Source organism: Mucilaginibacter angelicae (assembly GCF_042434235.1).
Lineage (GTDB): Bacteria > Bacteroidota > Bacteroidia > Sphingobacteriales > Sphingobacteriaceae > Mucilaginibacter > Mucilaginibacter angelicae.
Genome location: NZ_JBHLTS010000078.1, coordinates 226,109 through 239,855 on the forward strand (window position 1 = coordinate 226,109; position 13,747 = coordinate 239,855).

General features: G+C 41.9%; 10 protein-coding genes. 6 read left to right on the forward strand and 4 right to left on the reverse strand.

What is annotated here, in order from left to right; translation table 11 throughout:
- The first annotated feature begins 24 nt into the window (after positions 1-24).
- The 3 genes from argB (at position 25) to ACFFGT_RS29240 (ending at position 3,306) form a co-directional block, all read left to right on the forward strand.
- A complete protein-coding gene (gene argB / locus ACFFGT_RS29230) occupies positions 25-870 on the forward strand; it encodes an acetylglutamate kinase (RefSeq protein WP_377026057.1) in 846 nt (281 codons plus the stop codon).
- Positions 867-1,685, forward strand: coding sequence for a pyrroline-5-carboxylate reductase (gene proC, locus ACFFGT_RS29235; RefSeq protein WP_377026058.1), 819 nt, complete (start codon positions 867-869; stop codon positions 1,683-1,685). Before argB ends, proC begins: the two co-directional genes overlap by 4 nt.
- A 244-nt stretch (positions 1,686-1,929) precedes the next feature.
- A complete protein-coding gene (locus ACFFGT_RS29240; protein ID WP_377026059.1) occupies positions 1,930-3,306 on the forward strand; it encodes an aspartate kinase in 1,377 nt (458 codons plus the stop codon).
- 31 nt (positions 3,307-3,337) lie between these two features.
- Here ACFFGT_RS29240 and ACFFGT_RS29245 read toward each other — a convergent pair whose 3' ends face one another.
- Complete coding sequence (locus ACFFGT_RS29245) at positions 3,338-3,871, reverse strand: STM3941 family protein (RefSeq protein ID WP_377026060.1); 534 nt, start codon at positions 3,869-3,871, stop codon at positions 3,338-3,340.
- A gap of 111 nt (positions 3,872-3,982) precedes the next feature.
- Between ACFFGT_RS29245 and ACFFGT_RS29250 the strand changes: the two genes are divergently transcribed.
- On the forward strand, positions 3,983-6,793 hold the full coding sequence (locus tag ACFFGT_RS29250) for an alpha/beta hydrolase family protein (RefSeq protein WP_377026061.1): 2,811 nt from the start codon (positions 3,983-3,985) through the stop codon (positions 6,791-6,793).
- Positions 6,794-6,907: 114 nt separating this feature from the next.
- On the opposite strand, the gene priA is transcribed toward ACFFGT_RS29250, so the two are convergent.
- Together priA and ACFFGT_RS29260 are read right to left on the reverse strand one after the other, a co-directional pair.
- Complete coding sequence (priA, locus tag ACFFGT_RS29255) at positions 6,908-9,397, reverse strand: replication restart helicase PriA (protein ID WP_377026062.1); 2,490 nt, start codon at positions 9,395-9,397, stop codon at positions 6,908-6,910.
- A gap of 6 nt (positions 9,398-9,403) precedes the next feature.
- Complete coding sequence (locus ACFFGT_RS29260) at positions 9,404-9,793, reverse strand: DUF423 domain-containing protein (RefSeq protein ID WP_377026063.1); 390 nt, start codon at positions 9,791-9,793, stop codon at positions 9,404-9,406.
- Positions 9,794-9,879: 86 nt separating this feature from the next.
- On the opposite strand from ACFFGT_RS29260, the gene ACFFGT_RS29265 reads away from it, so the two are divergent.
- Positions 9,880-11,469, forward strand: coding sequence for a hypothetical protein (locus tag ACFFGT_RS29265; RefSeq protein WP_377026064.1), 1,590 nt, complete (start codon positions 9,880-9,882; stop codon positions 11,467-11,469).
- A 134-nt stretch (positions 11,470-11,603) separates the two neighbouring features.
- On the forward strand, positions 11,604-13,055 hold the full coding sequence (locus ACFFGT_RS29270; protein ID WP_377026065.1) for a DUF5723 family protein: 1,452 nt from the start codon (positions 11,604-11,606) through the stop codon (positions 13,053-13,055).
- Here ACFFGT_RS29270 and tsaB read toward each other — a convergent pair.
- Positions 13,052-13,744, reverse strand: a complete 693-nt coding sequence (gene tsaB / locus ACFFGT_RS29275) for a tRNA (adenosine(37)-N6)-threonylcarbamoyltransferase complex dimerization subunit type 1 TsaB (protein ID WP_377026066.1) — start codon at positions 13,742-13,744, stop codon at positions 13,052-13,054. The two genes, ACFFGT_RS29270 and tsaB, sit on opposite strands and share 4 nt — an antisense overlap.
- Positions 13,745-13,747: the final 3 nt, after the last annotated feature.

Below are 13,747 nucleotides of genomic sequence, written 5' to 3' on the forward strand. Positions count from 1 at the left end.
AAAAGAGTTATATTAACAGCTGTAATGAATAAAATTGATACAGATCATATCAAAACGAGTAATTTATCGCCTGATAAGGCCCTTTATATAATCAAAATAGGTGGAAACGTTATTGATAACTCTGAAAACCTGCATCATTTTTTAAAGGACTTTGAAGCGCTTGACGGCTTCAAGATCCTGGTACACGGGGGCGGCAAAGTGGCCACACAAATGGCCGAAGACTTAGGCATTGAATCAAAAATGGTTGATGGAAGGCGCATCACTGATATTGAAACGCTCAGAGTGGTTACCATGGTTTATGGCGGCCTCATTAACAAAAATATAGTAGCACAGCTACAGCGCTTTGGCAACAATGCCATAGGTTTAACCGGCGCCGATGGCAACTTTATTAAAGCTGTTAAACGACCTGTAAAAACAATTGATTATGGTTTTGTGGGCGATATTGTTAAAGACTCTATCAACCCGGAAAATATAAGCCGTTTGATGGAAGCAGGCTTCACCCCCGTTTTTTGTGCCATAACGCACGACGGCGAAGGCCAGTTGCTAAATACCAATGCCGATACCATTGCTTCGGCACTGGCGGTATCGTTATCGGGGTTATATGAAACCACACTCATATACTGTTTTGAGAAAAAAGGTGTGTTAAAAGATATTGATGATGAAGAATCGCTGATAAGGGAAATTAACCCTCAGCATTACGAGGAACTAAAAGTGGAAAGGATAATACACAGTGGAATGCTGCCTAAACTTGATAACGCTTTTACCGCAATTGCCTGCGGCGTAAAAGCAGTAATTATTGGCAAATCAGATGATCTTGGTCAATTGAAAGATAACAAACCATTTGGAACACGTTTAACTAAAAACGCATGAACTCACAACAGCACATTTCAATATTAGGCTCTGGTAACATAGGCCTGTCATTAGCCAAAGGTTTAGTTAAATCGGGTATTTGTAAACCCCAGCAAATATCATTAACCCGCCGTAACGTGGCGGCTCTTGCCGAATATGCGACATTGGGGTATCATGTATCAGACAATAACATACGCGCGGTACGTAAAGCCGATATCATTGTATTAGCAGTATTGCCCCAGCAGCTTAACAAACTGCTTGACGAAATAAGACCGGCATTAAAGCCCGAAAAGCAACTTCTGATCTCTGTTATCTCGGGGGTTAGCTGTGGTGATATCCGCCAGCAACTTGACCTTAACGTGCAAATAGTGCGTGCCATGCCCAATACGGCTATTGCCATTGGCCATTCCATGACCTGTATTGCTACGGATAACGGCACCAATAAAAACATCAACATGGCCAAATCGCTTTTTGATACAGTTGGCGTAACCATACAGATCAACGAGGAGTTGATGACCTCGGCCACAGCACTTTGCGCCTGCGGTATCGCTTTCTTTTTACGGTCGATCCGTGCGGCATCACAAGGCGGAACAGAGATTGGCTTCCACGCCCATGACGCCTTGAAAATGGCCGCCCAGACAGCCAAAGGCGCTGCGGACTTACTGCTACAATTATCATCACACCCGGAGCAGGAAATTGATAAGGTTACCTCACCAAGCGGCTGTACTATTGCCGGCCTGAATGAAATGGAGCACCACGGTTTCAGCTCGGCCATGATCAAGGGCATTCGTTTGTCGGCCGAAAAGGCGGGCGATTTGTACAAAAAGGACAGTTAAAAAAGCCGAAAGCTTTTGAATCGCTTTGATAGTGTATTTCGAAATCGTTCAAAGGCCGAAAACTTAATGCTCAAGGCAAAACCCTGATAAATCATTATATTTCAATCGTTTTGATAGTGTATATCAGAATGAGTTATTTTTTAAAAAGCAGTAAGGATACAAGCTATTTACTTTCAACCAATTATAAATAGTTATAATACTTTGGTACAATTATGGTATTTGACTGCTGATCTTTCAATATAAAATGTTAACAGTAGAAAAAATTGGCGGTACATCCATGACCGCTTTGGGCGATGTAATCAAAAACATTATCCAGTTTGAACGCAGCGGAGAACAACTTTATAACCGCATATTTGTAGTATCGGCATTTTCGGGGGTAACCAACCTCCTGCTCGAAAATAAAAAGACAGGTGCACCGGGCGTATATCATAAGCTTGCCAGTTACAAGGATTTTCATACACCATTAAAGCAACTTATCGTCCGGCTAAAACAGATCAATAAAACTTATGAGAGCCTTGGGTTGAACATAGCCGAAGCTGATAAGTACATTGAAACAAGGATTAAGGATGCGCAAACCTATCTGGAAAACCTGGCCAATATCCTGGCATCCGGTTATGTAGGCAAAGAGGGCATTTTGCAAGCTGCCCGCGAGATCCTGGCCTCAATAGGTGAAAGTCATTCGGCTTTTAACTTTACCAATATCCTGCAAAATATGGGTATTAATGCTACGTTAGTCGACCTGAGCGGCTTTCATGATCACCGTGCCTTAACTATTGATCAGCGCATCAAAAAAGACCTTGCCCATATTGATTTTGCAAAAACCATTACCATTGTTACCGGCTATGCCAAAGGTACCGAAGGCATTATGCGCGAATTTGACCGCGGCTACTCTGAAGTTACCTTCAGTAAAATTGCTGTTGCTGTAAAACCACAGGAAGCCATCATCCACAAAGAGTATCACCTTTGTACTGCCGACCCGCAACTGGTTGGTGTTGAAAACTGCTCTCCGGTAGGTAATACCAATTATGATGTTGCCGATCAGCTGGCTGATGTAGGTATGGAGGCCATCCACCCCAAGGCATCAAAACCGCTGGAAATAAATGATATCGACCTGCGGATCAAAAACACCTTCCAGCCGGAGCACCCGGGAACACTGATCACCCGCGAATATATTTGCGATAAAAAACGCGTTGAGGTGATAACCGGTACCGATAGGGTGATCATGATCGACATTTATGATCCATCTATGGTGGGTAACGTTGGTACGGATTTCCATATTATGCAGCTGTTTTACAAATTTGGCGTTAGTTACAGCTTTAAGGCCACCAGCGCTAACAGCATCTCGATAGTGATATGGGAAAAAGACTATAACAAAAAACTGATCAGCGAATTAGAGGATAATTACGAAAAAGTGGCTGTTGAAAAAATAGCAATGGTTTGTTTAATAGGCTCCAATATGGATCAGCCCGGCTTGCTGGCAAAATCAGCTACAGCATTGGCCCAGAACGGGATCAATATCAAAAGCTGCGGCTTTGCTTTAAGAATGGTAAATATCCAGTTTTTAGTAGCCCGCGAAGATTTTAACGAGGCTATCTGCGCTTTGAACAAGGCGATGTGTTAGTTTTTAGGTGAAGGGTAAAAGGAAAAAGGGGTTATTTCTTTCCTTCCTGAATTGCTAAGGCCAGGATACTAAAATTATTAAGCGTTTCTCCGAGGTTTTTAAGATCAGCTTTGATGTAATCCAAAGAGATTTTAAAAACCTTTTTCTTTTTTGAATAGTTGTAAAACCTGTCAATAGGTCTTCTGAACTGACTTAAATATTTTGAAGGATCATATGTTTTAAGCAACAAAACATATTCGTCATTGCTGATCTCTTCAATATCATCCCAGTAAAATTTAATCCCGCTTACATGATCATATAAATAATTTTCGTTAGCTTCTAATAAAGGCTGCTTTTTTAAAGCCAGGCTGATTAAATTATGCAGTTTTATAAATCTAAATACTGTAAGTAACACCCACACAATACCGGCAAAAAAATAAAAATAGCTAAAATTACTACTTGCAGACCTTATAACGTGAATCCAACAAATACACAGCCAAAGGGCATGATTAAAGATCAAACCCCATAACTCAGAAGCAAACTTAAAATAGTATTTCACAAAGAACTTTATTCTTAAATATAGCATGTTTAATTAAATCTATCTCCCACTATTATATATATCCTCATGTAACTTTCCCGCAACTTATTTTAATAAGCCATAAGTTTTCAGCATATTTAGGTTTGACATCTTTCCTGTATGCGTAAACTTTTACTACCAACCTGCCTGTTATTGGCTTTGGGGCTTCATGTATCTGCTCAAAAAACAACTAAAAAACCTTTAGATCATACTGTGTTTGATGGATGGCAAAGTACAGCCGGGCAGCGTATAAGTAACGATGGCAAGTGGGTAGGCTATGTAATAAAACCACAGCAGGGAGATGCCGAGCTGATCATAAAAGATTCGAAAAACGCAATCTCTGTAAAAATCCCCCGTGCTGATACCGTAAAAATAAGTAGTGATTCCAAATTTGCAGTATGCCTCATCCGTCCGTTTTATAAGGATACCAGGCAAGCTAAAATAAAGAAGAAAAAGCAGGCTGATTTCCCTAAAGATACTTTGGGCATAATTACTTTAGGATCATCGTCCGTAATCAAAGTCCCGGCTATCCGCTCATTTAAAATAGCCGAAGACGCAGCTGTTATTGCTTACCTGGCAACAGTCGATACACTAAAAAAACCTGCATCAGGTGATACTTCAAAAAAAGCGGTAGCTGCAACTGTTGCCCCGGCTACACATGATGGCGCGGATCTGTCTGTTAGAAAACTAAAAGCCGGCACAGTACGAACTTTTAAATACGTTACCGAATACCAGGTAAGTAAAAACGGTAAATGGATTGCATTTGCTGTAACAGCACCGGCAAAACAAAAAGAAATTGCATCTGGTCTGTATTTATTTGATTTTGAAAAAAACGAGGTTAAACAGCTAAGCACCGGCAGGGGTAATTACCATAACATCAGCATAGATGATGCCGGGCATCAGGTAGCATTTACCGCTGAAAAGAACCCCGAAAAGGCCTTGATAAAACCCTTTAAGCTTTATTATTATAACACCACAAAAGATAGTGCGGACGTTATTGCCGCCGCAGGTTTTGCAGGCATACCCAATAACTGGGCGGTAAGCGGTGATGGCAAGGTTAGTTTTAGCAAAAGTGGTAATAATCTTTACTTTGGCACTGCCCCTATCCCCAAACCCGCTGATACTACCCTGGTTGATTTTGAGGTAGCTAAGCTGGATATCTGGAATTATAAAGATGATTACCTGCAGCCTCAACAACTCAAAAACTTACAAACTGAATTAAAGCGAAGCTATCTTGCTGTCATAAAACCCGAGGAAACAAACAGTAAAGTTGTTCAGTTAGGCAGCAAAGCCATTCCTGAAATATTAACTGCCGAAAATAAAGATGCCCGCTATGTTTTAGGGCTTACGGATACCGGCGCCCGCGTATCCGCGCAGTGGGAAGGCGGTACCAAACAGCAGGCTATTTTAATTGATACAAAAAGCGGTAACCACAGGTTCATTAATGCCTCCATGGGACGCTACTTTATCTCTCCGCATGGCAATTATGTGCTTTGGTTTGATCTGAAAGATCAGGCCTGGTACTGTTATACCATTGCAACGGGGCAAAAGATAAACCTCAGCAAATCAACCGGCACCAAAATGGGTGACGAGCTGAACGATGTACCAGGGTATGCTTCGGCCTATGGTATAGCAGGTTGGACGGCGGGCGACAAAGCCGTGTTTATTTATGACCGGTACGATATATGGCGCTTTGACCCGGCAACCGGTGATACCTTTAATTTCACCAAAGGCATTGGCCGCAAAAACAAACTCATCATCAGGTATGATCAAACCGATCCGGAGCAAAAATTCATTCCGGTAAAAGAGCCAATGTGGCTTTTAACTCAAAATGAAGAAAACAAGCAATGGGGATATTTTCGGAAGTTCCCTGAGGCTAACAACCTGCCCGAAAAAATTGTAACAGCCCCAATGAGTTATGACAACCTGCTGAAAGCCAAAAACGCAGATGTTTATATTTACACCAAGGCAAACTATAAGCAGTCGCCTGACCTGTATTTGTCAGCCGATTTGAAAAAAGAGATCAAAGTAAGCAGCATCAACCCACAGCAAAGTGAGTACAACTGGGGCACAGCCGAGCTTGTGAGGTGGACAACGCCTAAAGGCTACCAATCGCAAGGCATCCTGTACAAACCAGAGGATTTTGACCCGGATAAAAAGTACCCGATGGTGGTTTATTTTTACGAAAAACTTTCGGATGGGTTATATAATTACTTGCCCCCTGCCCCTACGCCTTCCCGCCTGCCTATCTCATTTTTTGTAAGTAACGGATACTTGGTTTTCGCACCTGATATCAGTTATCAAACCGGTCATCCGGGCGCTTCGGCAGTTGAGTTTATAAATTCGGGGGTAGAATCTTTAAAAAAGAACGCCTGGGTTGATGCTGCGCACATTGGCATCCAGGGCCAAAGCTGGGGCGGTTACCAGGTAGCTTATCTTATTACCCAAACTAATATGTACGCGGCAGCCTGGGCGGGAGCACCGGTAGCCAATATGACATCTGCCTATGGCGGGATCCGCTGGGAATCCGGTTTGAACAGGCAGTTTCAGTATGAGAAATCCCAAAGTCGTATCGGCGCTACATTATGGGAAAAACCGGAGTTGTATATCGAAAACTCACCCCTGTTTCAATTGCCTAAAGTAAAAACACCGGTAATGATCATGAGTAATGATGCCGACGGGGCCGTGCCATGGTACCAGGGGATTGAAATGTTTACCGCATTACGCCGTTTGGGTAAACCCGTTTGGCTGCTGCAATATAATGGCGAGGCCCACAACCTGGTGCTGCGTCAAAACCGCAAAGATATTACTATACGTGAGCAACAATTTTTTGATCACTTTTTAAAAGGTGCCACCTTACCAGTGTGGATGGATAGGGGCGTCCCTGCTATTGATAAAGGGAAAGACTGGGGATTGGAGTTGGAAAAGTAATTACACCTCTCCTAAACGTCATTGCGAGGTACGAAGCAATCGCGAACTATAGCTTACGTGCGATTGCTTCGTACCTCGCAATGACGTGTTTTGACAAACTTCCGATTAAACGCATTAATACGGATCAACATCGGGCTGTACAATACTCCCCGTACTCAGCTTGGTTGTATAAAACTGGGTAATGATATCTTTTAAAACAGACTTTGCTTTTACTATAGAGATGCCATCCTTCTCAAATTTGAGCATAATGCTTTTGATATAGTAATTACGGATCCTGCTGATGAGTGGCGGCTCTGGGCCAATTACCCGGTCGCCAAAATGTTCCCGGAGACGGGCACCAAGGTACTCGGCCTGGTTATGCAGCACATCGGGATTTTTATGTTTGATATCAAGGTTAATAATACGGTAGAACGGCGGATATTTAAAGCTCTTCCGTTCTTCCATTTCGGTAAAATAGAGATCGGCGTAATTGTTATCAATTACCTGCTTGAGCACCCGGTGATAAATATCATAGGTTTGTACCACTACTTTACCCTGCTTGCCCCTACGCCCAGCCCTGCCGCTTACCTGCGCCAGCAACTGGTAACTGCGCTCGTTGGCCCTGTAATCAGGAAACTTAAGCAAGCTATCTGCATTTATAATGCCTATCAGGGTTACATCCGAAAAATCAAGTCCCTTGGCTACCATCTGGGTGCCAACCAGGATATCTATTCTTTTTTCCTCAAGATCATTAAGGATAGTCTGCAGGGAATTTCTTGACCGCGTGGTATCCAGGTCCATCCGGGCAATGCGCGCTTCGGGCAGTAAAACACTCAGCTCATCCTCAATTTTTTCGGTACCGAAGCCTTTATACTCCAAATGAGTTGATCCGCAGGCCGGGCAAATGGATGGAGTATCTTCCTTATAGCCGCAGTAATGGCAATGCAGCTTGCCGCCGCTTTTATGGTAAGTGAGGCTAACATCGCAATTGATACATTTTGGTGTATAAGCGCATACTTTGCACATCAGGATAGGCGCATAGCCCCGCCGGTTCTGGAATAAAATTACCTGTTCTTTATTTTCAAGTGCCTGTTTTATGCCTTCCATCAGCACACTGGTAAAATGCGACTGGATAGTTTTTTGTTTGGTTTCGTGTGCAATACTCACCACCTGCACATCGGGCAGCTCAACGCCGCCAAAGCGTTCGGTAAGCTCTGCAAAAGCATATTTATGTGTGCGGGCATTATAATAGCTTTCAAATGATGGTGTAGCCGACCCTAAAAGCACCTTACCCTGGTGCATGTTAGCTAAAAAAATGGCTGCATCACGTGCATTATAGCGAGGTGCAGGATCAAATTGCTTATATGAGGTTTCATGCTCCTCATCAACAATGATCAAGCCCAGATCGGCAAATGGCAAAAATACAGATGAACGCGCACCGAGCACTATCTTATATTCGCCGCTTAAAACCTTTTGCCAAACCTCTACCCTTTCGTTATCATTAAAACGCGAATGATAAACGCCGATATCGCCACCAAAATACATCCGGAGGCGTTCGATAATATGGGTTGTAAGCGCTATCTCTGGCAGCAGATACAGCACCTGCCTTCCACTGCTTATTATCTCCTCAATCAGCCTTACATATAATTGTGTTTTGCCCGATGAGGTTACGCCATGCAGCAGCGCAACATCTTTTTCCCTGAACTTCTCGCGGATACTTTGGAGTACGGCTGTTTGTTGCTCGCTTAGTTCAAAGTTATTACCTTCTTCTCCCTCTTCCTCAAAATGCAGGCGGCTAACGCTCCTGTCCTCCGAAAAAAAGATCTCCTTTTCAATGAGCGATTTAATGCTCGACTCTCCCGCTCCACTTTCTTCAATAAGCTCGTTTTTGGTTATATTTTTTGAATGACGGGACAGTTTGATATAGGCCAGTAAAGCATCGGCCTGTTTAGGAGCACGTTTTTCCAGTATCGGGAATAGTTCCCGTAAATTATCCTGGTTATTGTAAACCGGGTTAAGTGTAATGAAAGTGCGTTTACGGGGCTTATAGCGTTCGTTTACCTCTTCGGATATATTGATGATGTTTTTCTCAAACATCAATTTCAATATCGGCATTACAGTTTTCTGCCCCAGCAGTTTGGTAATATCACTTATAGAAAGTTCCGGCTGAATTTCAAGGGCTTCAACAATTAAAAACTCCTTATCATGAAGCGTAGCCTTATCTATCTCATACTCGCGATTAAGTACAATGCGGGTCTCGCTGGCCAGTTTTAATGCCGATGGCAGCGCCGCATTCATAACCTCACCTATATTACACATATAATAATCGGCCAGCCATTGCCAAAACTCAAGCTGTTTAGGGGTTACCACGGGGTGCTCATCAAGTATTTCGATGATATATTTGGCCTCGTATTTTTCGGGGGCCAGTTTGCTGATCCCTTTAACAACAGCTGTATAAAGTTTGCTTTTCCCAAACTGCACCACCACCCTTTTGCCAATGGCAATCGCATCGTTTTGATCATATGGCACACGGTAGGTGTAGTTTTTTGAAATAGCCAGGGGCAAAATCACTTCGGCAAAAAGTGTTTCACGGTCGGTATGTTCAATTTCGGCAAACTCTAACATGCTTTTTTATTTATTGCGGATAGCAGCCAGTGCCAGCATAAGCCAGCCTAATATGAACAGTAAACCGCCGATGGGGGTAACCGGCCCCAGCTTAATCAACCAGTTCCAGCCAAGCAGATCGCGACAGGAAAGCAGGTACAGCGACCCTGAAAAGAGAATGATACCGAAAGTAAAAAGGTAATGCGCGGCAGATATCAACCCGCCGTCTTTTTTACCTGCAAAAGCAGCCAGGAACAATAAGGCAAATACATGGTAAAAGTTATATTGTACTGCCGTATGCCATACCTCAAGCTGTGCAGGTGTAAGCACTGCCTTTAAACCGTGGGCACCAAAAGCGCCGGTTATAACGGCCAGCATACCTAAAAACGAAGCGGTAATAATTATTTGTTTATTCATGCAGATATAAAAAGCTAAGTTAACCAATTGAAAGTATTACTTTAACGCCGTGGGGTAAAATTCTATATTTGCTGCACCTCCCTGCTATGAAACGATTGATAGTAACCACTATATTTTTAATTATAGCTACCGTGCTTGTAACGGTATTATATTTTAAAAATTTAAGTCCTCCGGGCGTGCGTACCGGGCAGGTTATGCATGCTATTCCTGACAATGCTGTAGCGGTATTTGAGTTTAACAACGAAAAAGGGTTTTACGAAATTTTTGCCGGCAACCAGCTTCTGGGCGCTTTTGTTGGTCACGACAAATTAAGTGAACTTGATACGCTACGCAAGCTGCTTATAGCCACACCGCAGCTCAGCCAGTTTTTTGAGGGGCAAAATATATTCATTTCGCTGCATCCTACTACTAATGATGATATTAACTTATTGGTAACTACCTCTGCTTCAAAAACTTTTTCGGCTGCAATGTTTAACAATTTAGCCGCGGCCTCAAAAAGCGTATTGCAGGTATCACCAATGCAAATAGCAGGTAGCCAGGGTTACAATATCTTTATAAAACCAATCGACAAACATTTTTACATCATCCAAAAAGGAGATAATATTTTTTCGGGGAGTTTTTCAAAAGACCTTATTGATCATAGCGCCATATACCAGCAGGATAAAGGCCACAATGGCTTTGTGCCGCTGCCCGAGCAACAAAACGCAAATTCACTGGCTAACCTTTACATTAATTACAACCAGCTTAACCCGCTTTTTGATCAGCTGTTCCAGAATAAAACCACTGATATTTTTAAAAGCTTCAGGCTGTTACCAGCCTATGCTGCTTTAAGTTTAAATTATAAAAGCGATGCTTTGATGTTTAACGGGTTTACTACCAGGCAAAATAACGCCACAAGCTATTTAAATCTATTTTCAGATCAACAACCGGTAGAAAATCATTTAAAGGATATTTTCCCCGCTACAACTGCTTATAGTGTAAGCTTTGCTGTTTCAGATCCTGAAAAATTCGAGGCAGATCTTTCTCAATGGCATGATAAAGCCGGAGTAGGTAAAGAAAAAAATGAACTCTTAAACAAAGTAAAATCAGAAGCAGGCTTATTCATAAAACCCGAATTTGAAAAGCTGCTCGGCAATGAGTTTGCCATAGTTACTACACGCTATTTTGAAAAATTTGCCATCATTTCAGTTAAGGATGGTTCAAAACTGCTTCCACTGATGATGAACATCAGTAATATGGTTAATGATAAAGTTGGCCAGTTTAATTACGAAAAGCTGCCTTTCTTTTTATTAGGTGATGCGTTCAGCGTTTTCCGGAAGCCATACTTCATGATCATTGATAATTACCTCATACTTGCGGCATCGGTATCCGAGTTGGAGAGTTATAGCGATACCTATTTCAACCGAAAATTCATCGGTAAAACCGATCAATATACACAGTTTGATAATTTACTGGCCGAAAGAAGCAACGTGGCATTTTTTATCAACTTTAAAAACACACAGCAGGTATTAAAGCGCGACCTGAAAAAGCCGTTTTATGATGCCTTTGAAAACAGCAGCCCCGGCTGGAAAAACTATTACGGTGCAGCATTCCAGCTCACCGCATCCGATAAAAATTTCTATACCAATTTTTGTATGCGTTTAAATGCTCCTGATACAAGCACAGTAAAAAAATAAATTTATTGTGTGTTTACACAACAATAACCGCCCGATTTCGTAGAAGATTACAATTGAAATTTGTAATAAATTTTACCGGCAATCAACTTTGAGTTATATTTAAGAAAATTCAAAGTAAAGGTATGACCTATAATATGAATAAGATCTTTACTATTCTTTTTTTAATCTTTTGTTCTTTATCCGTATCGGCTCAACAGTTTTCGCAATATAATACGGGCACGCTATATGATTCTTTTGAAAACCCATCTCAAAGAGCTTTCATCCCCGATTCAAGCAGGCAGGTAGCATTCAATTTTTTCGTCCCTAATTTCGATGCTAATTTCTATATAACAGGCGATATCCAGCGACCGCTCAAAAGCCGTGCATTTGCAAAACCCGCTTTTTACAACACCTCATCGCTGCGCATTGGCCAAAATGCTTTAAACCATTTTAATGTTAACGGTAACGCTTATGTTATAATGCTTAAGTTTTTCACCAATCTGAAAGGATCTGTTGAAATGGGCTTCTCGGCCCAAACAAGAATAGAAAGCAAGGGCCTTGTCACTGATGAATCTGTAGCTTTTCTTAACGCGCCAACAAATTTCCCGCAGGATAACTACGATAATATATTCAACAACCATTACAAGGTGCAGATGTATGATCAGCTAAGTTATACCTACCGCGAACAGGTTGATAAACAATTGTCGATAGGCTTTAAGCTGAGTTACCTTTCGGGTATTCAATATAATAAAATAGATGTAGATGAGTCGAGCCTGCAAATTAACCGGGACCTGGCAGATCCGAACAACGACAATGCCGACGTTTATATGAAAGGACGTTATTACAGGAGTTATGTGCCGGGGCGGTTGTCGGGTCGTGATTTTTTACCAACGTTTCGCAATCCGGGGGCTTCAATAACTATGGGCGCTACTTACCGAACGGAGGATGGGATACTTATACAGGGTAATATAAAAGACCTGGGCTTCATTCACTGGAACAAGCGCTCAACCATTACTGATTTTAATAACACTACAAATATAGCCGATGTCACATCCGAGCACAGGGAGGAAAATATTTACAACTCATTTTATTCCTTGTTCAGAGGTAACGGTATGGTTACCTCCTTTAATACCAAAACCAACGCCAAAGCCGAGCTAAGCGTATCCAAAAGCTACTGGCTTGATGATGAAAAAACATTCAGGTATTTCCCAACGGTTGTTGCTCAAAAAGAAGTTTTCGATACCGGCTTTACAGGCGCATTAGTTAATTCGGTACAAAAAAACAACCTCGTAGCTACCTTATCAGCTACCTATGATGATTATAAATTATTTAACCTTGGCGCGCAGATCATGGTAAAATCGGCTAATGCCGAATTCTTCATCGGCTCCGAGCGTTTATTGAATACAGGCCGCTTTACTTTAGCGGCTTTGAATAATACCAATCAAATAAACCGTGTGGGTAACTATACTGGGGCAGATCTCTTCCTGGGTTTTTCACTGAAATTTGGACGTGTAATTGAGCACCCAATGAACGCCAGCTATATTCCAATGGGAGAAAAAGGCTTTTTCGGGCGGTTGTTTGGCCGTATTTTTAAAACCAATAATTAAAGCGCTTTTTTCCCGGCTATAAAATCCTTAAGGTAATAAGGCTCATAATAAGCCACATCTTCAAAAGCGCCACCGGTAAATTTTTGAGCTGCTTTTTGAGTAAGATATGTTGCCGAGTTTATAAAATCATCCAAAAATGCAGCATTGGGATTTTCACTTAAAACGCTTTTGCACTTTTCAGCGCCATCACCAAAAAACAGAATTTTATGATCTCTCAAATAGTCGGCAAAGCTGTTTTCATCAATAATATCAGCAGCTGTTTCACGTACCCTGTTACCCGCCGTATCAAATAATGCCGTGTAAACCTCCATTCGACGGGCGTCAATCATCGGGCATAACAGCATATTAGTATCGGCAACAAAGCCGGTACTGTTAATAACACCGTAAGCCATAGCCTCCAGTGTTTCAATAGCTATAAGAGGCTTATCAAGGGCAAAACACAAGCCTTTGGCAGTAGATACCCCTATCCTTAAACCGGTATATGAACCAGGGCCACTGCTTACGGCAATGGCATCAAGATCATTGTAATTTATCCCTGCGTTATTCAGCAACTCATCTATATATAAGGTAATAACTTCGGCATGGATATTACGGGCGTTTATTTGCTTAAAATCCAAAACTTTGCCATCGCGGGCAAGTGCTACCGAACAAGATGTTGTTGCTGTTTCTATTTGAAGTATCAGGCTCATATT

Bases quoted from the DNA above. Each gene is read 5' to 3' on its own strand.
- argB (WP_377026057.1), top strand. From the start codon at position 25: ATGAATAAAATTGATACAGATCATATCAAAACGAGTAATTTATCGCCT.
- proC (WP_377026058.1), top strand. From the start codon at position 867: ATGAACTCACAACAGCACATTTCAATATTAGGCTCTGGTAACATAGGC.
- ACFFGT_RS29240 (WP_377026059.1), top strand. From the start codon at position 1,930: ATGTTAACAGTAGAAAAAATTGGCGGTACATCCATGACCGCTTTGGGC.
- ACFFGT_RS29245 (WP_377026060.1), bottom strand. From the start codon at position 3,871: ATGCTATATTTAAGAATAAAGTTCTTTGTGAAATACTATTTTAAGTTT.
- ACFFGT_RS29250 (WP_377026061.1), top strand. From the start codon at position 3,983: ATGCGTAAACTTTTACTACCAACCTGCCTGTTATTGGCTTTGGGGCTT.
- priA (WP_377026062.1), bottom strand. From the start codon at position 9,397: ATGTTAGAGTTTGCCGAAATTGAACATACCGACCGTGAAACACTTTTT.
- ACFFGT_RS29260 (WP_377026063.1), bottom strand. From the start codon at position 9,793: ATGAATAAACAAATAATTATTACCGCTTCGTTTTTAGGTATGCTGGCC.
- ACFFGT_RS29265 (WP_377026064.1), top strand. From the start codon at position 9,880: ATGAAACGATTGATAGTAACCACTATATTTTTAATTATAGCTACCGTG.
- ACFFGT_RS29270 (WP_377026065.1), top strand. From the start codon at position 11,604: ATGAATAAGATCTTTACTATTCTTTTTTTAATCTTTTGTTCTTTATCC.
- tsaB (WP_377026066.1), bottom strand. From the start codon at position 13,744: ATGAGCCTGATACTTCAAATAGAAACAGCAACAACATCTTGTTCGGTA.